The organism is Mesorhizobium sp. M0037 (genome assembly GCF_040323635.1).
Lineage (GTDB): Bacteria > Pseudomonadota > Alphaproteobacteria > Rhizobiales > Rhizobiaceae > Mesorhizobium.
The window spans coordinates 502332-521562 of sequence record NZ_JAMYVB010000001.1; the positions used below are offsets into that span (position 1 = coordinate 502332).

The window sequence follows — 19231 nt, forward strand, 5'->3', positions numbered from 1 at the left end:
TATCCAGGAAAGAAAAAATGCTTGAGATCAAGAATCTGCATGCCCGCATCGTCGATGACGGCACCGAGATCATCCGCGGCCTGAACCTGACGGTGAAAAACGGCGAGGTCGCTGCCATCATGGGTCCGAACGGCTCGGGCAAATCGACGCTGTCCTACATCCTCGCCGGCCGTGAGGACTATGAGGTCACCGAAGGCGACATCCTCTATAACGGCCAGTCGATCCTCGAAATGGATCCGGCCGAGCGCGCCACCGCGGGCATCTTCCTCGCCTTCCAGTATCCGATGGAGATACCTGGCGTCGCGACCATGGAGTTCCTGAAGGTGGCGATGAACGAGCAGCGCAAGGCGCGCGGCGAGGAGCCGCTAAAAATTCCGGAATTTTTGAAGCGGGTGAAAGAGGCGGCAGCCTCGCTCTCGATGGACATGGCGATGCTGAAGCGGCCGCTCAATGTCGGCTTTTCCGGCGGCGAGAAGAAGCGGGCCGAGATCCTGCAGATGAAGCTGCTGGAGCCAAAGCTCTGCGTGCTCGACGAGACCGATTCAGGCCTAGACATCGATGCGCTGAAGATCGTCTCGGACGGCGTCAACGCGCTGCGTTCGCCCGACCGTGCCATCATCGTCATCACCCACTACCAGCGCCTGCTCGAGCACATCGTGCCCGATAGCGTGCACGTCCTATACAAGGGCCAGGTGATCAAGTCCGGCGACAAGTCGCTGGCGCTCGATCTCGAAGCCAATGGCTATGCCGGCGTGATCGGCGAAGCCGCGTGAGACGCCAGAAGGCCATTTTATGCTGAAAGGCGGGGCAAAACTGATGAATATGCATACACAACCCCAGCGCACGCAGGCCGAAACGGCGTTGATCGACGCTTTCGGCGAGCGTCTGTCGTTGCTGCCGGGTGACGGCGCGGTGATGCTGAAGCGCGACGACGCCATCGAGGCGATCAAGCACGGGCTGCCGACGCGGCGCATCGAATCCTGGCATTACACTGACCTGCGCCGGCTGTTGACCGCGGTGCCGGCATTCGATCCGACGGCCGCCGCCAAAACGCTAACGCCCATCGTCGAAGGTTCCGCCGTGCTGGCGGTTCTGAACGGCGTCTCGAGTGCGAAATTCCCCGCGATCGAGGGCGTGACGATCCAGCGCCTGTCGGAAAAGCTGACCGACGGCTCGATTGCACCCGGCCTCGAGCCCTATGGCAGCGATGACGCCATCGGCGCGCTGAACACTGCTTTCGTCGCCGACGGCTATTTCGTCGACATCGCCGATGGCGCAGCACTGGAAAAGCCGATCGAATTGCAGAACCTGCAAGCCGGCGGACAGACCCATGTGCGCTTTCCCGTGCGTGTCGGCGCCGGCGCCAAGGCTGCGATCGTCGAGCGTCAGGCGGGCGAGGGCGCGGCTCTGGCCAGCTCCGTCAGCCAGCTGGTGTTGGGCGAGGGCGCCGAGGTGACCTGGCTGATCATCCAGGAACAGCCGGAAACGGCCACCCATCTGGCGCAGTTCAAGGCGCATCTCGGCAAGAATTCGAAGCTGACGCTGTTCTTCATGAATGCCGGCGGCAAGCTTGTGCGCCAGGAGATCGTGGTGAAGACCACGGGCGAAGGCGCCGATTTCAAATTGCGCGGCATCAACCTTCTGGCCGGCGACACCCACACCGACGTGACCATGGTGCTCGACCATGCCGTGCCGCATACGACATCGACGGAAGTGATCCGCAATGTGGTGACCGGCAAGGCGCGCGGCGTCTTCCAGGGCCGCATCAACGTCCACCAATACGCGCAGAAGACCAACGCTAAGATGGCCTGCAACACGCTGCTTTTGTCGGATGATGGCGAGTTCTCGACCAAGCCGGAGCTGGAAATCTTCGCCGACGACGTCATCTGCGGCCACGGCGCGACCGTTACCGAGATCGACCACAACCATCTGTTCTACCTGATGGCGCGCGGCATCGACGAGAAGAGCGCCCGTGGCCTGCTGGTCAAGGCGTTCGTCGCCGAAGTGATCGAGGAACTGGACGACGAAACCATCGTCGAGGCCCTGGAAACAAGGCTGGACGACTGGTTCGTGGCCCATGGGTAAGCACCTCTTTCCCTTCTCCCCTTGTGGGGTCCGAAGGACGGGCGAGGCAAGTGACTCGCCCCGGGCGGTGGCCGAGCGAAGCTCGGTCGGATGAGGGGCGAGTGACGGAGTGAGGCGTTGCCTCAAGAGAGCTTGTAATGGACCAGAAACTCGAAACCACCCCCTACGACGTCGAGGCGATCCGCCGCGACTTCCCGATCCTGTCGCGCGAAGTCTACGGCAAACCGCTGGTCTATCTCGACAATGGCGCCTCGGCACAGAAGCCGCAGGTGGTGCTGGATACGATCCAGCACGCCTATTCCCAGGAATACGCCAACGTCCATCGCGGCCTGCATTTCCTGTCCAATGCCGCGACCGACGCCTACGAGAAGGCGCGCGAGACGGTGCGCCGCTTCCTCAACGCGCCAAGCACCGACAACATCGTATTCACCTCGAACACGACCGCGGCGATCAACACCGTCGCTTACGGCTATGGCATGCCCAATATCGGCGCGGGCGACGAGATCGTTCTGTCGATCATGGAGCACCACTCCAACATCGTGCCGTGGCATTTCATCCGGGAGCGGCAGGGCGCCAAGCTGGTCTGGGTGCCGGTCGACGATCTCGGCATCTTCGGCATCGAGGAATTCGAAAAGCGCCTGACCGACAAGACCAAGCTCGTCGCCATCACGCATATGTCGAACGCGCTGGGCACGGTGACGCCGATCAAGGAGATCGTGCGCATCGCGCATTCGCGTGGAATTCCCGTACTTGTCGACGGCAGCCAGAGCGCCGTGCACATGCCGATCGACGTCCAGGACCTCGATTGCGATTTCTTCGTCTTCACCGGCCACAAGGTCTACGGGCCCTCCGGCATCGGCGTGCTCTACGGCAAGAAGGATATTCTCTCGGCCATGCGCCCTTTCATGGGCGGCGGCGAGATGATCGAGGAAGTGACGGAAGACGTCGTCACCTACAACGAGCCGCCGCACCGCTTCGAGGCCGGCACGCCGCCGATCGTCCAGGCGATCGGGCTGGGTGCAGCATTGGAATACATGGAAAAGATCGGCCGCGAGCGCATCGCCGCGCACGAGGCCGACCTCAAGACCTACGCGCACGAGCGGCTGCGCGCCATCAACTCGCTGCGCATCTTCGGCGACGCGCCGGACAAGGGCGCCATCATTTCCTTCGAATTGCAGGGCATTCATGCCCATGACGTGTCGATGGTGATAGACAGGCAAGGTGTTGCCGTCCGCGCGGGCACCCATTGCGCCCAGCCGCTGTTGAAACGCTTTGGCGTAACCTCCACATGCAGGGCATCGTTCGGCATGTATAATACCAGGGCCGAAGTCGACGCTTTGGCCGATGCGCTGGAAAAAGCGCGCAAGTTCTTCGGGTGACAGGTTCTTTGGATGACGACCATGGATGATGCGAGCCACACCACCGCGCCGGAAGCGGCCGTCAATCCGCTGGTTTCCGCCTCGGCCATTCCCGCCGACGAGCTGGCGCGGCTGACCGACGACATCGTCTCGGCGCTGAAGACGGTCTATGACCCGGAAATACCGGCCGACATCTATGAGCTCGGCCTCATCTACAAGATCGACATCGAGGACAACCGCGCGGTCAAGATCGACATGACGCTGACCGCGCCCGGCTGTCCGGTGGCCGGCGAAATGCCCGGCTGGGTGGAAAACGCCGTCGGCGCCGTCGAAGGCGTCTCCGGCGTCGAGGTCAACATGACCTTCGACCCGCCCTGGTCGCCCGACCGCATGTCGGAAGAGGCGCAGGTGGCGGTGGGCTGGTACTAGGTTGACTGAGGTTGGTGCACTTGCACCAGTGGTAAAACTTCACCATTTTAGGTGAGGAATCATTCGGCAGGCCTTGAACCTGCATGGAATGGAAGAGGAAAAAGAATGGGACGCTTCGCCGTCATCACGATGACCGAAAAGGCCGCCGACCGGGTGCGCGAGATCGTCGCCACGCGCGACAATGCGCATGGCATTCGCCTCGGCATCAAGAAGGGCGGCTGCGCCGGCATGGAATACACGGTCGACCTGGTGACCGAGCCCAATACCAAGGACGACCATATCGAACGCGACGGCGCGCATGTCTATGTCGCGCCCGAGGCTGCCCTTTTCCTGTTCGGCACCGAGATGGATTTCGAGCAGACCACGCTGCGCACCGGCTTCACCTTCCACAACCCGAACCAGAGTTCGGCCTGCGGCTGCGGCGAATCCGTCGAACTGAAGCCCGCCGACCTGAAGGCGCTGGCTGAGGCGCGCGCTTCGGCCTGATCTTCCTTCTCCCCGTTCACGGGGAGGTGAGGAATGGTCCGCGCAGCGGGCGAAAAGCCAATTGCTTGGCTTTTCGAATGACGAACGGCCCGAAGGGCCGGATGAGGGGCAGCGCTGACCATCGGAAGTCGCGCTCCGCGCCTCCCTGCTTACTTCACCCACATCTTCGTCCGCTTGTGCCAGTCGGCGATCGATTCCTCGGGATAGACGTCGAAGACCTTGTCCTTTTTGCCGATCACCGGCTCGACCCAACTCGCCTTGTATTTCAACATCAGATGCACCTTCTCCGGCGGTTTCGGCAACTCGCTGTCGATTGCCGAGGCGAAGGGGTGGACCAGGTCCGGCCATGTCGGATCGTAGAGCCAGAGCGCCGAACCGCACTTCTTGCAGAAATTGCGCTCGCCCGTCGAAATCTCGCACTTTGGATGCTCGTCGTCCGCGATCTCGGCCTGGTAGACGCCGAGATTGCGCTTGCCCTTGATTTTCAGCGTCTTGTAATCGGCGCCGAGATTGATGGCGAAGCCGCCGCCGCCCTGCTGCTTGCGGCAGATCGAGCAGTAGCACAGCATGAACGGCACCGGCGTGTTGCTCTCCACCTCGAAATGGACGGCATCGCAGCGGCAGGATCCCTTGAGCAGCAGCGGCATGACAGAACTCCGACGGATGGCTCTCAACTTGCCAGCATGGTTTTTGGTTGCAGCCATGGCAAGCCCGGTGACATGATTGCGGCATGGACAATGAACGCATCGAAGAACTGTTCGAAGGCCTCGGCCCGGTCAGTATCCGAAAACTGTTCGGCGGCAAGGGTATCTATTTCGACGGCGTCATCGTCGCCATCGTGCTGCGCGGCGAATTGCTGCTCAAGGCTGACGAGCAAAGCGCGCCCGACTTCGAAGCCGCCGGCTGCAAGCAATGGACCTATACCGGCACCCGCCACGGCAAGCTGGTCGCGATGCCGTACTGGAGCATTCCCGACGACGCGTTTGATGATCCTGACGAGATGAGGGTGTGGGCGCGCCGGGCGTATGAGGCGGGACGAAGGGCGGGGAAGTGAACCGGGACCGCCGCGTTTCTTCCCACCCCCCTCTGTCCTGCCGGACATCTCCCCCGCAAGGGGGGAGATCAGTTGTCACATTGGCCTTCGCTAATCACCAACGTTGAAAATGGGAGCCTGCGGCTAAGCTGTTAATCTCCCTCCTTGCGGGGGAGATGGCCGGCAGGCCAGAGGGGGGTGCTGTCCCGCCGACGTAGGCGATCCTACAGCGCCGTCGCAATCCTCGCCGCCAGCCGCGCATTGTTCTCGACCAGCGCGATGTTGGTCTTCAAGCTCCGGCCGCCGGTCAGTTCGAGGATTTTGCCCAGCAGGAACGGCGTCACCGCCTTACCGGTCACATTCTGCACTTCCGCCGCCTTCTGCGCGGCCTCGATATAGCCGGCCATCTCGTCGGCCGGGATTTCATCGTCCTGCGGCACCGGGTTGGCGATCAGCATGCCGCCGACCAGGCCAAGTGCCGCCCTGGTCTTGTAGAAATGCGCGATCTCTTCCGGTCTGTGCAGGGTCAGCGGCGCGCGGAACGGCGAATGCCGCGACCAGAAGGCCGGCATCGTCTCGCAGCCATGGCCAATCACCGGCACGCCGCGCGTCTCCAGCACTTCCAGCGTCTTTTCGATGTCGAGAATCGCCTTGGCGCCGGCCGAGACGACGATGACCGGCGTGCGCGCCAACTCGTCGAGATCGGCCGAGATGTCGAAGCTCTTTTCCGCGCCCTTGTGGACGCCGCCAATGCCGCCGGTGGCGAACACCTTTATCCCGACCAAGTCAGCGGCGATCATGGTGGCGGCGACCGTGGTGCCGCCGGTGCGGCCTTGCGCCACCGCAAAGCCGAGATCGGCGCGCGACAGCTTCATGGCGTCGCCGGTCATCGCCAGCGACTCGCGCTCGCCGTCGGAAAGCCCGATCTTGATGCGGCCGGCGACCACGGCGATCGTCGCTGGCACCGCGCCATTGTCCAGGATTATCTTTTCGACATTGGCGGCCATGGCGCCATTGTCGGGGTAAGGCATGCCATGGGTGATGATGGTGCTTTCCAGCGCCACGACGGGGCGGCCAGCGGCGAGCGCCTCGGCCACGGGCGCGTGGAGGTCGATGAAGGGGCGGGCGCTTTGCGGTGTCATGATGGTCTCCGATCCGGAGATCCGCGCGTCCGCTTGGACGTCGCGCTCCGGCAATGGCAATTGGCCGCCCTCATGCCATTTCCTGCGCGTCGGGCACAAGAGCCAGTGCCTCGGTGAAGGTCGCAATCGTGAAGGCCGGAACCGCGTCGGCGCTTTCAATGGCCAGCGTGGCGGCGGCAACGCCCTCGCGCAATGCCTGGCGCAGGGGCAGGCCGCGCAGCAGGGCAGCGATGGTGGCGCCGGCCAGCGCGTCGCCGGCGCCGGTGACGTCGGCGACTTTTCTCGGCGCCGGCGGCAGGATAGAGAAGGCGCCGGCTTCGTCGAATCCCAGCACCGGGCCGTCGCCCGCCGTCACCACGCCACTGGTGAGGCCGCTGCAGCGCAGTCCGTCGACGATCTCGCGCTCGGTGGCATTGGCATCGACGCCGGCCAGCACCATGGCCTCGCGCCGGTTCATGAAGACCTGCGCGAGTTCCTTCAGCACTGGTATCATCCGCACCACCTTGGCCGGCGAAATGGCGATGGCGAACACCGGCTTGCCGGCGGCGAGCCCCACCAGCCGCTCCAGCGCCGTTGATGGCAGATTGGCGTCGCAGAGCACCGCATCGGCCTCGGCGACCACCTCGCGCACCTTGGAGCGGCGGATCTGCTTGGGGAACGCCAAATCGTAGAGCGCCATATCGGCAAAGCCGGTGATCAGCTCGCCGTCGCGATCGATCAGCGCCGTGTAGCTCGGCGTCGTGCGGTCGAGGAAAACCGCCGACAGGTCGGCAATGCCGGAGTCGGCGATGGCGCGCGCAACCGTCTCGGCCGAGGCATCGCCGCCGCGCACCGACAAAAGCGAGGCCGAGACGCCGCGCCGCACCAGGCTGCGCAGCGCGTTGAAGACGCCGCCGCCGACATCCTCGCGCATCGTGCCGGGGTTGGACGCCGCGGGCACGTACGTGCCCGACACCTGGCCGCGGCGATCGATATGGGCGCCGCCCACCGCCAGTATCTTTGCTGATTTCACCATGCCGGCGATATGACCTTTGTTATTCGAACCAGACAAGCGCTAGGCTGTGCGACCGAGCTTCGCAGGCGAGCCGGCGATTCGGCCCATCGAAACAGCCGGAGCATCTGGCCCAATGCGGAACGCGTCCGAAAACCAAACCACGAGACAAAAAAAGAACAAATCCGGATAATGATTGTTTTTCAGTTATTTGATCCCTCTTGCCAAACGAGAACAAAAGTAGTACAAAATGGGCAGGGATTACGGATTGTCCGGCCTTCATTGACGACCAAGGGGTGATGTATCATGGCTCAGAATTCTTTGCGGCTTGTAGAGGACAAAGCGGTGGACAAATCAAAGGCTCTGGACGCGGCGCTGTCGCAAATCGAGCGCGCCTTCGGCAAGGGCTCGATCATGCGGCTTGGCGCCAATGAGCAGGTCGTCGAGATCGAAACCGTGCCGACCGGATCGCTGGGCCTCGACATCGCGCTTGGCGTCGGCGGCCTGCCGCGCGGCCGCATCGTCGAGATCTACGGGCCGGAAAGCTCGGGCAAGACGACACTGGCGCTGCACACAGTTGCCGAAGCCCAGAAGAAAGGCGGTATCTGCGCCTTCGTCGATGCCGAGCACGCACTCGATCCGGTCTATGCCCGCAAGCTCGGCGTCGATCTGGAAAACCTCTTGATCTCGCAGCCGGACACCGGCGAGCAGGCACTGGAAATCTGCGACACGCTGGTGCGTTCCGGCGCCATCGACGTTCTGGTGGTCGATTCGGTGGCCGCCCTGACGCCGCGCGCTGAAATCGAGGGCGAGATGGGCGATTCGCTGCCCGGTCTCCAGGCTCGTCTGATGAGCCAGGCGCTGCGCAAGCTGACCGCCTCGATCTCGCGCTCCAACACCATGGTCATCTTCATCAACCAGATCCGCATGAAGATCGGCGTCATGTTCGGTTCGCCGGAAACCACGACCGGCGGCAACGCGCTGAAATTCTACGCTTCGGTGCGCCTCGACATCCGCCGCATCGGCTCGGTCAAGGACCGCGACGAGGTCGTCGGCAACCAGACCCGGGTCAAGGTGGTCAAGAACAAGCTGGCGCCGCCCTTCAAGGTGGTCGAGTTCGACATCATGTATGGCGAGGGCGTCTCCAAGACCGGCGAACTGGTCGATCTCGGCGTCAAGGCCGGCGTGGTCGAGAAGTCCGGCGCCTGGTTCTCCTACAATTCGCAGCGTCTCGGCCAAGGTCGCGAAAACGCCAAACTGTTCCTGCGCGACAATCCCGACACGGCGCGTGAGATCGAACTTGCGCTGCGGCAGAATGCCGGGCTGATCGCCGAGAAATTTCTTGAAAATGGTGGCCCCGAGCGCGGCGAAAGCGACGACGGCTTCGAGGAAGAATCCGGCGCCATGTAGGGCACGGCCAGAGTTCGGCCATAAATCCAGCTTAAGTAACCGAGTTCTTTAGTATTGCGTTTCAAACCGCCGGCCTTCGCGCCGGCGGTTTTCGTTTTTGGGCAGCGTGAAGCCGGCTTGGCAGTTGCCGGATTGGCCCAATTCCGTGTTTCTGGACAGGGTGGGGCGTGCCCGCTAAAAGGCCAAGTCAATCGTCTAAAAAGCAGAGACCAGTGTCCGCCGGCCGTGCCGGCGGTTTTCGCGAAAAGGCAGCACTCATGAGTGGCGTGAACGAGATCCGGTCGACATTCCTCGACTATTTCCGCAAGGAGGGCCACGAGGTCGTGGCCTCGAGCCCGCTGGTGCCGCGCAACGACCCGACGCTGATGTTCACCAATGCCGGCATGGTGCAGTTCAAGAACGTCTTCACCGGCCTGGAGAAGCGGTCCTATTCGCGCGCCACCACTGCGCAGAAAAGCGTGCGCGCCGGCGGCAAGCACAACGACCTCGACAATGTCGGCTACACCGCGCGCCATCTGACCTTCTTCGAAATGCTCGGCAATTTCTCCTTCGGCGACTATTTCAAGGAGCGCGCCATCGAACTGGCCTGGAACCTGATCACCAAGGAGTTCGGGCTGAACAAGGACAAGCTGCTGGTCACCGTCTATCACACCGATGACGAGGCGGCCGGCTTCTGGAAGAAGATCGCCGGTTTCTCCGATGACCGCATCATCCGCATCCCGACCTCCGACAATTTCTGGGCTATGGGCGACACCGGACCGTGCGGGCCGTGCTCGGAAATCTTCATCGACCGTGGCGAGCACATCTGGGGCGGCCCTCCCGGCAGCCCGGAGGAGGACGGCGACCGCTTCCTTGAATTCTGGAACCTGGTGTTCATGCAATATGAGCAGGTCACCAAGGATGAGCGCATCGACCTGCCGCGGCCGTCGATCGACACCGGCATGGGCCTGGAGCGCATGGCCTCCATCCTGCAAGGGGTGGAGAGCGTCTTCGAGACCGACCTGTTCCGTCATCTGATCGATGCGGCCTCGTCAGCGCTCGGGCAGGGACCCGACAAGGAGACGGTCGCCTCCTTCCGCGTCATTGCCGATCATCTGCGCTCGTCCTCTTTCCTGGTTGCCGACGGCGTGCTGCCGTCGAACGAAGGCCGCGGCTATGTGCTGCGCCGCATCATGCGCCGCGCCATGCGCCATGCGCAGTTGCTCGGCGCCAAGGAGCCGTTGATGTGGAAGCTGGTGCCGGCGCTGGTGCGTGAGATGGGCCAGGCCTATCCCGAACTGCTGCGCGGCGAACAGCTGATTACCGAGACGCTGAAGCTCGAGGAGACCAGGTTCCGCAAGACGCTGGTGCGCGGCCTCGGCCTGCTCTCGGAGGCGACGGAGACGCTTCATGCCGGTGACATGCTGGACGGCGAGACGGCCTTCAAGCTCTATGACACGTACGGCTTCCCGCTCGATCTGACGCAGGACGCACTGCGCCAGCGCAGCATCTCGGTCGACCTTGCCGGCTTCACCCATGCGATGGAGCAGCAGAAGGCCGAAGCGCGCAAGCATTGGGCTGGCTCCGGCGACGCGGCCACCGAGACCATCTGGTTTTCTGTACGCGAGAAGGCCGGCGCCACCGAATTCCTCGGCTACGAGACCGAACAGGCGGAAGGCCTCATTCAGGCGCTGGTCAAGGACGGCAAGACCGTCGACAGCGCGATCAAGGGCGACGCGGTGGCGGTGGTCGTCAACCAGACGCCGTTCTATGGCGAGTCCGGCGGCCAGATGGGCGACACCGGTATCATCTCCGGCGAAGGTTTCTCGATCGAGGTTTCCGACACGCAGAAAAAGGCCGACGGCCTGTTCGTGCATCTGGGCAAGGTGACGAACGGCACGGTCAAGCCAGGTGCAGCCGTCGAGCTGAAGGTTGACCATGCACGCCGCACCCGGCTGCGTGCCAATCATTCGGCAACGCATCTGATCCATGAGGCGCTGCGCGAGGTGCTGGGCACCCATGTCGCGCAGAAAGGTTCGCTGGTCGCGCCCGAGCGCCTGCGCTTCGACATCTCGCACAACAAGCCGATCTCGGCCGAAGACCTCGAAGAGGTCGAGCGCATGGCCAACGAAATCGTCGTCCAGAACAGCCCGGTGACGACGCGGCTGATGTCGGTCGACGACGCCATCGCCGAAGGCGCCATGGCGCTGTTCGGCGAGAAATACGGCGACGAGGTGCGTGTCGTCTCGATGGGCACCGGCGTGCATGGCGCCAAGGCCAATAGACCCTATTCCGTCGAACTTTGTGGCGGCACCCATGTCCGGGCGACCGGCGATATCGGCCTGGTGCGTGTCGTCTCCGACAGCGCGGTCGCCGCCGGCGTGCGCCGCATCGAGGCGCTGACCGGCGAAGCCGCACGAAAATATCTCGACGAGCAGGACAGACGCCTGAAGGCAACTGCGGCCGTGCTGAAGATCTCGCCGGCCAACGTGCCGGCGCGTGTCGAGGCGCTGCTCGAGGAACGCAAGAAGCTCGAGAAGGAACTGAGCGAAGCCCGCAAGAAACTGGCGCTGGGCGGTGGTGCTGCGGCCGATGCTCCGGCCACCACCGAAACCGTCGCCGGGATCGGCTTCCTCGGCAAGGCGGTTTCCGGCGTCTCACCTAGGGATTTGAAGCCGCTGGCCGATGCCGGCAAGACATCGCTCGGCTCCGGCGTCGTCGTCTTCGTCGGTGCGGGCGAAGACAACAAGGCAAGCGTCGTGGTCGCCGTGACGGACGATCTCGTCGGCCGCTTCAGCGCTGTCGATCTGGTGCGCGTTGCCTCGGCCGCATTGGGCGGGCAGGGCGGCGGCGGACGGCCCGACATGGCGCAAGCCGGCGGTCCGGACGCCTCGAAGGCCAATGATGCGATCGCCGCGGTGAGGGCGGCGCTGGAGGCAGCCTGAAAGCCACCCTATGTCGTATCTGGTTCGTGTGCGGCTTTCCGGCCTTCGCCGCCGTGCTTGCCATTCTGTGGCTGATAGTGGCAAGCCGGCAATCAGCTCTTAGACGGTCCGTCTAGCTAGTCTAGTTCTTTTCGCCGCCTTCAGGGCGCGCGTCATTCTGCTGGAATCGCCCCAGGTGGACAGCCAGATCAGCACGTCCGTGGCGATCGAAATCAGCGACCGTAAAAAGTTCAGCGCCGGGCCGGGCGATTTCAGCTGCTCTTCGGCGTGATGGAGATGGGCGAGCTCTTCCTCGCGGATCGCCAGGATGATGCCTTGCAAGTCGTGGTCGCGATTGGCGAGGAAAAACAGCTGATCGTCCAGATGGCGATGCACCGCCGCTTCAACCGCCGCCGTGCAGGCCCAGATGCCTTGCGGACCGAGCAGGGCGGTGACAAAACCCAGCAGCCAGCCACCCCAGCTCCAGAATTGCATCACCCGGCACGGTCGCGCCTTCCGCGCCGGCATGGCGGCACGGAAGGCGGCGCAATGCGTGCGCTCGTGCCCGAGCATCTCCGACAAGGATGGCACGCAATCCGGCCAGAAGCGCCTGGCGACAAGAATCTGCGCCGAATAGATCCTGATCGCACCGAACTCACCGGCGTGGTTGACCCTGACAATTCTGGCGATGGTGAGCGCGTCCTGGCGAGATGGGTCAGCCATGGCCCGAACCCATATCAGCCCGCCGCCAGGCTCGGACGTTTTGCGATGCCGTCCCACCAGGCCTGGATGTCGGCGAACGCCGCAAGCAGCTTTTGCCCGTCGGCGACCTTGACGAAATAGGCGATGATGGATGCCGCATGCAGGTCGGCCAGCGTCAGCTGGTCGCCGAGCAGCCACGGCCCGGGAGGCTTGAGTGCGGTGAGCACCCGCAGCACCGTTTCCGCCTGGCGCAGCCCGTTGGCGACCAGTGCCTCGTCTGGCGCTTCCTTCTCAAGCCGCTCGACGGCGACGTCCCAGACCATCGATCTGTAGGCATAGGCGTCGAGCATGCCGATGATCTGGTTCATCGTTGCGCGGGTGCGGGCGTCTTTTGGCTGCAGTGCCGGGCCGTCGAACGCCTCGTCGACATAGCGGGCGATTGCGCTGGTTTCGAACAGGCGAAACCCGCCGTGCTCGAAGGCCGGAATGCGGCCGAAAGGGTGATGCTCGAAGTACCAGGCGGGAGTGCCCTCGGCGGCAAAGACATCGACCGGCACAAGGTCGTAGTCGATGCCTTTTTCCGCCAGCACGAGGCGGACGATGCGCACATAGACGCTGTAGTCCGCCCCGTAGACGACCGGCTTGGCCATGGCTGCCGGCTTACGCCATCGCCTTCTGCAAATTCTCGTCGATCTTGTCGAGGAAGCCGGTGGTCGACAGCCATGGTTGGTCGGGACCGATCAAGAGCGACAGGTCCTTGGTCATGAAGCCGCTCTCAACCGTCTGGATGCAGACCTTCTCCAGCGTGTCGGCAAATCGCTTCAACTCGGCATTATCGTCGAGCTTGGCGCGGTGGGCGAGGCCGCGCGTCCAGGCGAAGATCGAGGCGATCGAATTGGTCGAGGTTTCCTCGCCCTTCTGGTGCTGGCGATAGTGGCGCGTCACGGTGCCGTGCGCGGCCTCCGCTTCCACCGTCTTGCCGTCCGGCGTCATCAGCACGGAGGTCATCAGGCCAAGCGAGCCAAAACCTTGCGCCACCGTGTCGGACTGGACGTCGCCGTCATAATTCTTGCAGGCCCAGACGTAGCCGCCAGACCATTTCAGGGCGGAGGCCACCATGTCGTCGATCAGCCGGTGCTCGTACCACAGCTTCTTCGCCTTGAACTCGGCCTCGAATTCAGCCTCGTAGACCTCCTGGAAAATGTCCTTGAAGCGGCCATCATAGGCTTTGAGGATGGTGTTCTTGGTCGAGAGATAAACCGGATAATTGCGCAGCAGGCCGTAATTCAGCGAGGCGCGGGCGAATTCGCGGATGGAGTCGTCGAGATTGTACATCGCCATGGCAACACCGGCGCCGGGTGCGTCGTACACGTCGTGCTCGATCACCTTGCCGTCCTCGCCGACGAACTTGATGGTCAGCTTGCCCTTGCCGGGGAAGCGGAAGTCGGTGGCGCGATACTGGTCGCCGAAGGCATGACGGCCGACGATGATCGGCTTGGTCCATCCCGGCACGAGACGCGGCACGTTCTTCATGATGATCGGTTCGCGGAAAATGGTACCGCCGAGAATGTTACGGATGGTGCCGTTGGGCGACTTCCACATCTTCTTCAGCTTGAATTCCTCGACGCGCTGCTCGTCGGGCGTGATCGTCGCGCATTTCACACCGACGCCCCATTTCTTGATGGCATTGGCCGAATCGATGGTCACCTGGTCGTTGGTGGCGTCGCGGTGCTCGACGCCGAGGTCGTAATATTCGAGCTTCAGGTCGAGATAAGGGTGAATCAGCTTGTCCTTGATGAACTGCCAGATGATGCGGGTCATCTCGTCGCCGTCGAGCTCGACGACCGGGTTCGCCACCTTGATCTTCGCCATGAAAAGAATGCCTCGCTTTTGGGGAACTAAACGGCCTTGCCCGCATGGCTTCGGCCGGGGATGCGGAGCGTATATCAAAGCCTATTTGGCCGCGCAAACGCCGATCCGTGCAGAATGGGTCGTCTGTGCCGCGACCGGTGTTTTGCAAAAGCTTCATTTTGCCGAGCGGATGTGGCAGGGAACGCTGAAATGCCGCAAACAGCAGTTCATTGAGATCATGTCCGCCGTCGATCATCCTGAAATCGCATCCGCCGCCGGGCCGGCGATCATCCTGGTCGAGCCGCAGCTCGGCGAGAATATCGGCATGGTTGCGCGCGCCATGGCCAATTTCGGCCTTGCCGAACTGAGACTGGTCAACCCGCGTGACGGCTGGCCGAGCGAGAAGGCGCGCGCCGCCGCCAGCCGCGCCGACCATGTCATCGATGCCGTAACAGTGTTCGGCGACCTGGCGTCCGCCGTCGCCGACCTCAACTTCGTCTTCGCCACCACGGCGCGGGAGCGCGACGGCTTCAAACCCGTGCGTGGTCCGGTCGAAGCGGGCAGGGCGCTGAGGGCGCGTCAGATGGCCGGCCTGCGCACCGGCATCTTGTTCGGCCGCGAGCGTTTTGGGCTCTACAATGACGAGGTCGGGCTGGCCGACGAGATCGTCACCTTCCCGGTGGATCCCGGCTTTTCGTCGCTCAACATCGCCCAGGCCGTGCTGTTGATGTCCTATGAATGGATGAAGTCGGGCCTGGAAGACGAGACGGCGACCAATTTCTCCAGCCCTGAAATGAAGCCGGCAAGCAAGGAAGAGTTGCACGGGCTGTTTGCCTATCTCGAAGGCGCGCTCGAAGCGCGCGGCTATTTCCGCCCGGCGCCCAAGAAACCCAAGATGGTCGACAATCTGCGCGCCGTCTTGACGCGCGCCGGTTTCGCCGAGCCGGAACTGAAAGTGCTGCGTGGCATCATCTCGTCGCTCGACCGGTTTTCGCCGGCCATGCCGCGCGGTGACGGCTCGCCGGGAGACGATCCAAGGCGTTTGCCGGCCGCTGCGCGAAAACGCCAGGCAGACAAAGAAGATTAGAAATCGCTAAGCTTCGAACGGCTGAAGTAACCGAATTTTATTTGCCTCTCGTCCATTGTTGTCAAAACGGTGGGGTGGCAAATGTTCACGTCCAAAATCGGCCGTATGCGCTTCTTCTTCTATTCGCTCGGCGTAGCCCTGCTCGAGGCCGTTCTTGCTGTGCTGTGCATCGTTGGCACGATCGGCTTTGAGGGGCTGGTCAACTCGGCGCCCGGTCCATCGCGGCAAGGCATGGCAGGCGCGGTTCTGGTCGTTTCCCTCCTGGCCGTGGTCATGCGTGCCAACATCGCCTGGCGACGCAGCCGCGACGCCAACGGCAAAGCCTGGATCCTGTGGTCCTACATCGTGTTCTGCGCCATCTACGCCTTTCTGCAGGCAGGCACGCTGCTGGTCATCGATTTCAAGAACCCGGAAAGCACGTCCAGCGGTTTGAACCTGCTGGCGCTGTCGATCTTTGGCCTTTGGTGCACGATCCTGGTGGCTAAGCCGGTGGCGGGCATCAATATCGACGAACTGACATCGGTTTTCGATTTCGATGGCGATACGCCCATGCCTGCGGGATCCGGTCGGATGGCCAGCAGCATGGCACAGTCTTCCATGCGCAACGCCACACCGGCCACGCGCTCGGTGCCGTCCGCCCAGCCTATGGGCCGCCCGAGGCCCGCCGGCTTCGGCAAGCGCGGGCTCTAGCCCGAGGCAAGGTCGTCTTCGCCGGCTTTGCATAGAACTTGCTGACATTCGCCACTTCAAGACCATGATGGTTGCAGATAGAAGAACGGCATTGGCCAATGACCGCCAAGCCTTCTGATCCAGCCTCTTTCATGGTCCGATATCAATGAGCCACCGTCCGATCCTGATGTTCGATTCCGGCGTTGGCGGATTGACCGTGCTGCGCGAAGCGCGCGTGCTGATGCCCGACCGGCGCTTCGTCTACGTCGCCGATGACAAGGCCTTTCCCTACGGCGCGTGGGAAGAGCCGGCGCTGCAGGCCCATATAGTCGAGCTCTTCGCCAAGCTGCTCGACCGTTTTGATCCGGAAATTTCGGTCGTCGCCTGCAATACCGCTTCGACGCTGGTGATCGATGCCTTGCGGGAAAAATTCCCTGGCCATCCCTTTGTCGGCACGGTGCCGGCAATCAAGCCGGCTGCCGAGCGCACCCGGTCCGGGCTGGTCTCGGTGCTGGCGACGCCGGGCACGGTGAAGCGCCAGTACACGCGCGACCTGATCGGCAAATGGGCGCAGAAATGCCATGTCCGGCTGGTCGGCAGCAACAATCTCGCCGGACTGGCCGAGGCCTACATGCGCGAGGGCTTTGTCGACGAGGAGGCCGTGCGTGCCGAGATCGCACCGTGTTTTGTCCAGCATGACGATTTGCGCACGGACATCGTCGTGCTCGCCTGCACGCACTATCCGTTCCTGGCCAATCGCATGCGCAAGACCGCGCCCTGGCCGGTCGACTGGATCGACCCGGCCGAGGCGATTGCGCGGCGCGCTCTGTCGCTGCTTCCGGCTGTCGACGGGCCATTGCCGCAAAGCGAGCCCGACATCGCCGTCTTTACCTCGGGAAAGGCGGACTTCGCCATCAGCCGGCTGATGCAGGGTTTTGGATTGAGCGCACGCTAATGCATGTCGCCCAAAAGTGCGCAGCGGTTCTGGGACAAGGACATGCACAAAACGAAAAAACTAAAGCGCGTCGCCGACGCGCTTTAGGCAGGCTCGAAGACAATGACGCGCCGATCCGGATCGGCCGAAACAAGCCTTAGCGTCAGGCCATCGCCCTGCCTGAACCCAGAGGCCTTCACATTCGCAACGACAGGCATGTCCGAGAGCTGAACGCGCACACGCTGATCACCGACGTCGGTGACGACGGCCTTGAATGTTTCACCCATGCGCCCCCTCAGCATCACCGCCTCGGCAAGGTCGATGGCCGCGTGGTTGATCTGCGAGGCGCGGGCGCCTGCGCGGCCCATCACCTTCGGCAGTCTGGAAAACGCCTCGGTAACGGCTTGCGGCACCGGCTGGCCGTTGACGATGGCCAGCACGCAGCGCACGACATAGCGATCGGCCAGCCGCCTCAGGGGCGCGGTGGCGTGGGCATAGGTCGCGGCCATCGCCTCGTGCCAGGGGACAACGCCTTCTTCATAGGGTTGGTAGGACGCACCGGAGCCGGCGCGGCGGATTTCCAGCATCAGCGCTGCCTGGTGCATGTTGGTCGGATCGAGGGTTCGCTGATAGTCGGACAGGCTGGTCGAAGGAGGCCAGGACAGGCCTAAGGCCCGTGCCGCGCTGCGCAGTCTTTGTACTTTGGAAGCATCGGGCGGCGCCATCACCCGGAACAAGCCGGTCCGGTGTGCCAGCATGGCGTCGGCAATCGCCATGTTGGCGGCCAGCGAAAGTGCTGCGTTGTCTTGCTCGGATTGCAGCAGCGGTCTGAACGCAAGCTGGAACGTGCCATCGGCAAGCTGTTCCACCTCCTGCTCGGGCGGGTCGACGCGCGAAGCGCCGCGACGGTCTTCGGCCGCCGCCATGCGTCGCGCGATTTCGGCGAAGCCGACTGGGACGTCGGCGGCCTGCACGCTGTCATAGGCGAGCTTGGCGCGGCTTTGAATGATTGCCCGCTCCGCGCCATCCAGCCTTACCGCTCCGTCGTCGACGATCCGGACCGTGAAGATGACAGCCGGACGCGGACCGCTGGGCAGCAAGCTCGCGGCGCCCTCGGCAAGCACCCGGGGATAGAGCCCGGCCTTGCCGTCCGGCAAATACAGGGTTTCGCCCCGCGCCCAGGCTTCGCGATCCACCGCGTCGCCGTCCGCGACGAACCAGGCTACGTCGGCAATCGCATAGTGCAACAGAAGGTCGCTACCGCTCGCTTCGATCGAAAACGCTTGGTCAAGATCGGTGGAAGCCGCGGGATCGAGCGTCACGAAGGGCATCGCCGTGCGGTCGGCATGCTGGTCGGGCACGCGCCTGGCCGCCGTCTGTGCCATGGCCATTACATCAGGGGGAAATGCCTCCGGCACATGGAACTCGGTGCGGATTTTCGCGAGGCCGGTAGCGAGTGCCTGCGAGGGATCGTTCAACGATTTCATGGCGCCGTCCTACACCGGCGTTGCGGGCACGGGAAGGTGGTTTTGCCGGCAGTTGGCCGACCATGGGCAGGCATGAGCGCGGAACGGAAGTTGACCGCCAGCGCTGGAACCGTCGCCGGAGCGCAACGTTTCTTCCTCTGTCAGCAAAGGAGGTGCCGATATGCCTGCAACCTCAAAAGCACAGCAAAAGGCCGCTGGAGCAGCCCTGTCGGCCAAGCGCGGCGAGACCAGGAAGAGCGAACTTCAAGGCGCGTCGAAGTCGATGTACAATTCGATGAGCGAAAAACAGCTCGAGGAATTCGCAGAGACCAAGCGCAAAGGCCTGCCGGAGAAGAAATCGGCAGACTGAAACCTTGAACCGAGTCGATAAACAAAGCCCGTGGCCGAAACCACGGGCTTCTTCGGTTCAGGCCAAGCCCGAAACCCCTGACGTCACCAGCAGCGCTTCACCTTGTAGCGGATGACCTTCTTGTGGCCATGCCGCCAGATGACCTTCTTCTTCACCACGACATGGCAGGTCTGACGATGCTTGTGGCCCTGCCAATGCTTGGCCATCGCTGGCTCGGGCACGGCGATCGACATCGTCCCGGCCAGGACGGCTGCACCGACCAACGAGAGGAAAAACTTCTTCATGCGACTTCGGGCTCCTTTGGCTCCAGTCCCT

At 63.1% G+C, this 19231-nt stretch carries 20 protein-coding genes; 12 read left to right on the forward strand and 8 right to left on the reverse strand.

Going from position 1 to position 19231, the window contains the following annotated elements; all coding sequences use genetic code 11:
* Window positions 1-17 precede the first annotated feature (17 nt).
* From sufC to sufA, 5 genes are all read left to right on the forward strand, one after another.
* The gene (gene sufC / locus NKJ78_RS02585; protein WP_023684862.1) at window positions 18-773 is read left to right on the forward strand and encodes a Fe-S cluster assembly ATPase SufC; all 756 of its coding nucleotides are present in this window, start codon (window positions 18-20) and stop codon (window positions 771-773) included.
* Between the two features lie 43 nt (window positions 774-816).
* A complete protein-coding gene (gene sufD / locus NKJ78_RS02590) occupies window positions 817-2085 on the forward strand; it encodes a Fe-S cluster assembly protein SufD (RefSeq protein WP_023700862.1) in 1269 nt (422 codons plus the stop codon).
* 137 nt (window positions 2086-2222) lie between these two features.
* Window positions 2223-3464 (forward strand): cysteine desulfurase, encoded by a 1242-nt coding sequence (locus tag NKJ78_RS02595; RefSeq protein WP_023739399.1) that lies wholly within the window; start codon window positions 2223-2225, stop codon window positions 3462-3464.
* 21 nt (window positions 3465-3485) lie between these two features.
* The gene (locus NKJ78_RS02600; RefSeq protein ID WP_023669122.1) at window positions 3486-3872 is read left to right on the forward strand and encodes an SUF system Fe-S cluster assembly protein; all 387 of its coding nucleotides are present in this window, start codon (window positions 3486-3488) and stop codon (window positions 3870-3872) included.
* A 105-nt stretch (window positions 3873-3977) separates the two neighbouring features.
* Entirely contained in the window at window positions 3978-4358 is a 381-nt protein-coding gene (gene sufA / locus NKJ78_RS02605; RefSeq protein ID WP_013532156.1) for a Fe-S cluster assembly scaffold SufA, read from the forward strand.
* A gap of 149 nt (window positions 4359-4507) precedes the next feature.
* Here the strand turns inward: sufA and NKJ78_RS02610 are convergent, their stop codons facing one another.
* A complete protein-coding gene (locus tag NKJ78_RS02610) occupies window positions 4508-5005 on the reverse strand; it encodes a GFA family protein (RefSeq protein WP_023697559.1) in 498 nt (165 codons plus the stop codon).
* An 83-nt stretch (window positions 5006-5088) separates the two neighbouring features.
* Between NKJ78_RS02610 and NKJ78_RS02615 the strand changes: the two genes are divergently transcribed.
* The gene (locus tag NKJ78_RS02615; protein WP_023669120.1) at window positions 5089-5412 is read left to right on the forward strand and encodes a TfoX/Sxy family protein; all 324 of its coding nucleotides are present in this window, start codon (window positions 5089-5091) and stop codon (window positions 5410-5412) included.
* Window positions 5413-5615: 203 nt separating this feature from the next.
* On the opposite strand, the gene NKJ78_RS02620 is transcribed toward NKJ78_RS02615, so the two are convergent.
* Both NKJ78_RS02620 and NKJ78_RS02625 read right to left on the reverse strand, forming a co-directional pair.
* Window positions 5616-6533 (reverse strand): pseudouridine-5'-phosphate glycosidase, encoded by a 918-nt coding sequence (locus NKJ78_RS02620; RefSeq protein WP_023739397.1) that lies wholly within the window; start codon window positions 6531-6533, stop codon window positions 5616-5618.
* A 70-nt stretch (window positions 6534-6603) separates the two neighbouring features.
* The gene (locus NKJ78_RS02625; RefSeq protein WP_023739396.1) at window positions 6604-7548 is read right to left on the reverse strand and encodes a carbohydrate kinase family protein; all 945 of its coding nucleotides are present in this window, start codon (window positions 7546-7548) and stop codon (window positions 6604-6606) included.
* A 282-nt stretch (window positions 7549-7830) separates the two neighbouring features.
* Here NKJ78_RS02625 and recA point away from each other — a divergent pair, with 282 nt between their 5' ends.
* Together recA and alaS are read left to right on the forward strand one after the other, a co-directional pair.
* Window positions 7831-8934, forward strand: a complete 1104-nt coding sequence (gene recA, locus NKJ78_RS02630; RefSeq protein WP_023669117.1) for a recombinase RecA — start codon at window positions 7831-7833, stop codon at window positions 8932-8934.
* Between the two features lie 257 nt (window positions 8935-9191).
* On the forward strand, window positions 9192-11858 hold the full coding sequence (gene alaS, locus NKJ78_RS02635; protein WP_352459462.1) for an alanine--tRNA ligase: 2667 nt from the start codon (window positions 9192-9194) through the stop codon (window positions 11856-11858).
* 99 nt (window positions 11859-11957) lie between these two features.
* On the opposite strand, the gene NKJ78_RS02640 is transcribed toward alaS, so the two are convergent.
* From NKJ78_RS02640 to NKJ78_RS02650, 3 genes are read right to left on the reverse strand one after another with little or no spacing between them, the layout of a single operon-like run.
* Window positions 11958-12560, reverse strand: a complete 603-nt coding sequence (locus NKJ78_RS02640) for a demethoxyubiquinone hydroxylase family protein (protein WP_352459432.1) — start codon at window positions 12558-12560, stop codon at window positions 11958-11960.
* A 14-nt stretch (window positions 12561-12574) separates the two neighbouring features.
* Window positions 12575-13189, reverse strand: coding sequence for a glutathione S-transferase family protein (locus NKJ78_RS02645; protein ID WP_352459431.1), 615 nt, complete (start codon window positions 13187-13189; stop codon window positions 12575-12577).
* Between the two features lie 10 nt (window positions 13190-13199).
* Window positions 13200-14411, reverse strand: coding sequence for an NADP-dependent isocitrate dehydrogenase (locus NKJ78_RS02650; RefSeq protein WP_023669114.1), 1212 nt, complete (start codon window positions 14409-14411; stop codon window positions 13200-13202).
* 217 nt (window positions 14412-14628) lie between these two features.
* Here NKJ78_RS02650 and NKJ78_RS02655 point away from each other — a divergent pair, with 217 nt between their 5' ends.
* From NKJ78_RS02655 to murI, 3 genes are all read left to right on the forward strand, one after another.
* Complete coding sequence (locus NKJ78_RS02655; RefSeq protein ID WP_023684872.1) at window positions 14629-15477, forward strand: RNA methyltransferase; 849 nt, start codon at window positions 14629-14631, stop codon at window positions 15475-15477.
* Between the two features lie 81 nt (window positions 15478-15558).
* Window positions 15559-16167 carry a DUF805 domain-containing protein gene (locus tag NKJ78_RS02660; RefSeq protein WP_352459429.1) on the forward strand — a complete coding sequence of 203 codons (609 nt, stop codon included), beginning with the start codon at window positions 15559-15561 and terminating at the stop codon, window positions 16165-16167.
* 145 nt (window positions 16168-16312) lie between these two features.
* Window positions 16313-17101, forward strand: coding sequence for a glutamate racemase (murI, locus tag NKJ78_RS02665; RefSeq protein ID WP_023684874.1), 789 nt, complete (start codon window positions 16313-16315; stop codon window positions 17099-17101).
* 83 nt (window positions 17102-17184) lie between these two features.
* Here murI and NKJ78_RS02670 read toward each other — a convergent pair whose 3' ends face one another.
* Window positions 17185-18567 (reverse strand): RNB domain-containing ribonuclease, encoded by a 1383-nt coding sequence (locus NKJ78_RS02670; protein WP_023669110.1) that lies wholly within the window; start codon window positions 18565-18567, stop codon window positions 17185-17187.
* Between the two features lie 160 nt (window positions 18568-18727).
* On the opposite strand from NKJ78_RS02670, the gene NKJ78_RS02675 reads away from it, so the two are divergent.
* A complete protein-coding gene (locus NKJ78_RS02675) occupies window positions 18728-18916 on the forward strand; it encodes a DUF3008 family protein (RefSeq protein ID WP_023684876.1) in 189 nt (62 codons plus the stop codon).
* An 83-nt stretch (window positions 18917-18999) separates the two neighbouring features.
* Here the strand turns inward: NKJ78_RS02675 and NKJ78_RS02680 are convergent, their stop codons facing one another.
* Complete coding sequence (locus NKJ78_RS02680; protein ID WP_023690200.1) at window positions 19000-19200, reverse strand: hypothetical protein; 201 nt, start codon at window positions 19198-19200, stop codon at window positions 19000-19002.
* Window positions 19201-19231: the final 31 nt, after the last annotated feature.

Coding starts and splice junctions, on each gene's coding strand:
- sufC (WP_023684862.1), top strand. CDS start 18: ATGCTTGAGATCAAGAATCTGCATGCCCGCATCGTCGATGACGGCACC.
- sufD (WP_023700862.1), top strand. CDS start 817: ATGAATATGCATACACAACCCCAGCGCACGCAGGCCGAAACGGCGTTG.
- NKJ78_RS02595 (WP_023739399.1), top strand. CDS start 2,223: ATGGACCAGAAACTCGAAACCACCCCCTACGACGTCGAGGCGATCCGC.
- NKJ78_RS02600 (WP_023669122.1), top strand. CDS start 3,486: ATGGATGATGCGAGCCACACCACCGCGCCGGAAGCGGCCGTCAATCCG.
- sufA (WP_013532156.1), top strand. CDS start 3,978: ATGGGACGCTTCGCCGTCATCACGATGACCGAAAAGGCCGCCGACCGG.
- NKJ78_RS02610 (WP_023697559.1), bottom strand. CDS start 5,005: ATGCCGCTGCTGCTCAAGGGATCCTGCCGCTGCGATGCCGTCCATTTC.
- NKJ78_RS02615 (WP_023669120.1), top strand. CDS start 5,089: ATGGACAATGAACGCATCGAAGAACTGTTCGAAGGCCTCGGCCCGGTC.
- NKJ78_RS02620 (WP_023739397.1), bottom strand. CDS start 6,533: ATGACACCGCAAAGCGCCCGCCCCTTCATCGACCTCCACGCGCCCGTG.
- NKJ78_RS02625 (WP_023739396.1), bottom strand. CDS start 7,548: ATGGTGAAATCAGCAAAGATACTGGCGGTGGGCGGCGCCCATATCGAT.
- recA (WP_023669117.1), top strand. CDS start 7,831: ATGGCTCAGAATTCTTTGCGGCTTGTAGAGGACAAAGCGGTGGACAAA.
- alaS (WP_352459462.1), top strand. CDS start 9,192: ATGAGTGGCGTGAACGAGATCCGGTCGACATTCCTCGACTATTTCCGC.
- NKJ78_RS02640 (WP_352459432.1), bottom strand. CDS start 12,560: ATGGCTGACCCATCTCGCCAGGACGCGCTCACCATCGCCAGAATTGTC.
- NKJ78_RS02645 (WP_352459431.1), bottom strand. CDS start 13,189: ATGGCCAAGCCGGTCGTCTACGGGGCGGACTACAGCGTCTATGTGCGC.
- NKJ78_RS02650 (WP_023669114.1), bottom strand. CDS start 14,411: ATGGCGAAGATCAAGGTGGCGAACCCGGTCGTCGAGCTCGACGGCGAC.
- NKJ78_RS02655 (WP_023684872.1), top strand. CDS start 14,629: ATGTCCGCCGTCGATCATCCTGAAATCGCATCCGCCGCCGGGCCGGCG.
- NKJ78_RS02660 (WP_352459429.1), top strand. CDS start 15,559: ATGTTCACGTCCAAAATCGGCCGTATGCGCTTCTTCTTCTATTCGCTC.
- murI (WP_023684874.1), top strand. CDS start 16,313: ATGAGCCACCGTCCGATCCTGATGTTCGATTCCGGCGTTGGCGGATTG.
- NKJ78_RS02670 (WP_023669110.1), bottom strand. CDS start 18,567: ATGAAATCGTTGAACGATCCCTCGCAGGCACTCGCTACCGGCCTCGCG.
- NKJ78_RS02675 (WP_023684876.1), top strand. CDS start 18,728: ATGCCTGCAACCTCAAAAGCACAGCAAAAGGCCGCTGGAGCAGCCCTG.
- NKJ78_RS02680 (WP_023690200.1), bottom strand. CDS start 19,200: ATGAAGAAGTTTTTCCTCTCGTTGGTCGGTGCAGCCGTCCTGGCCGGG.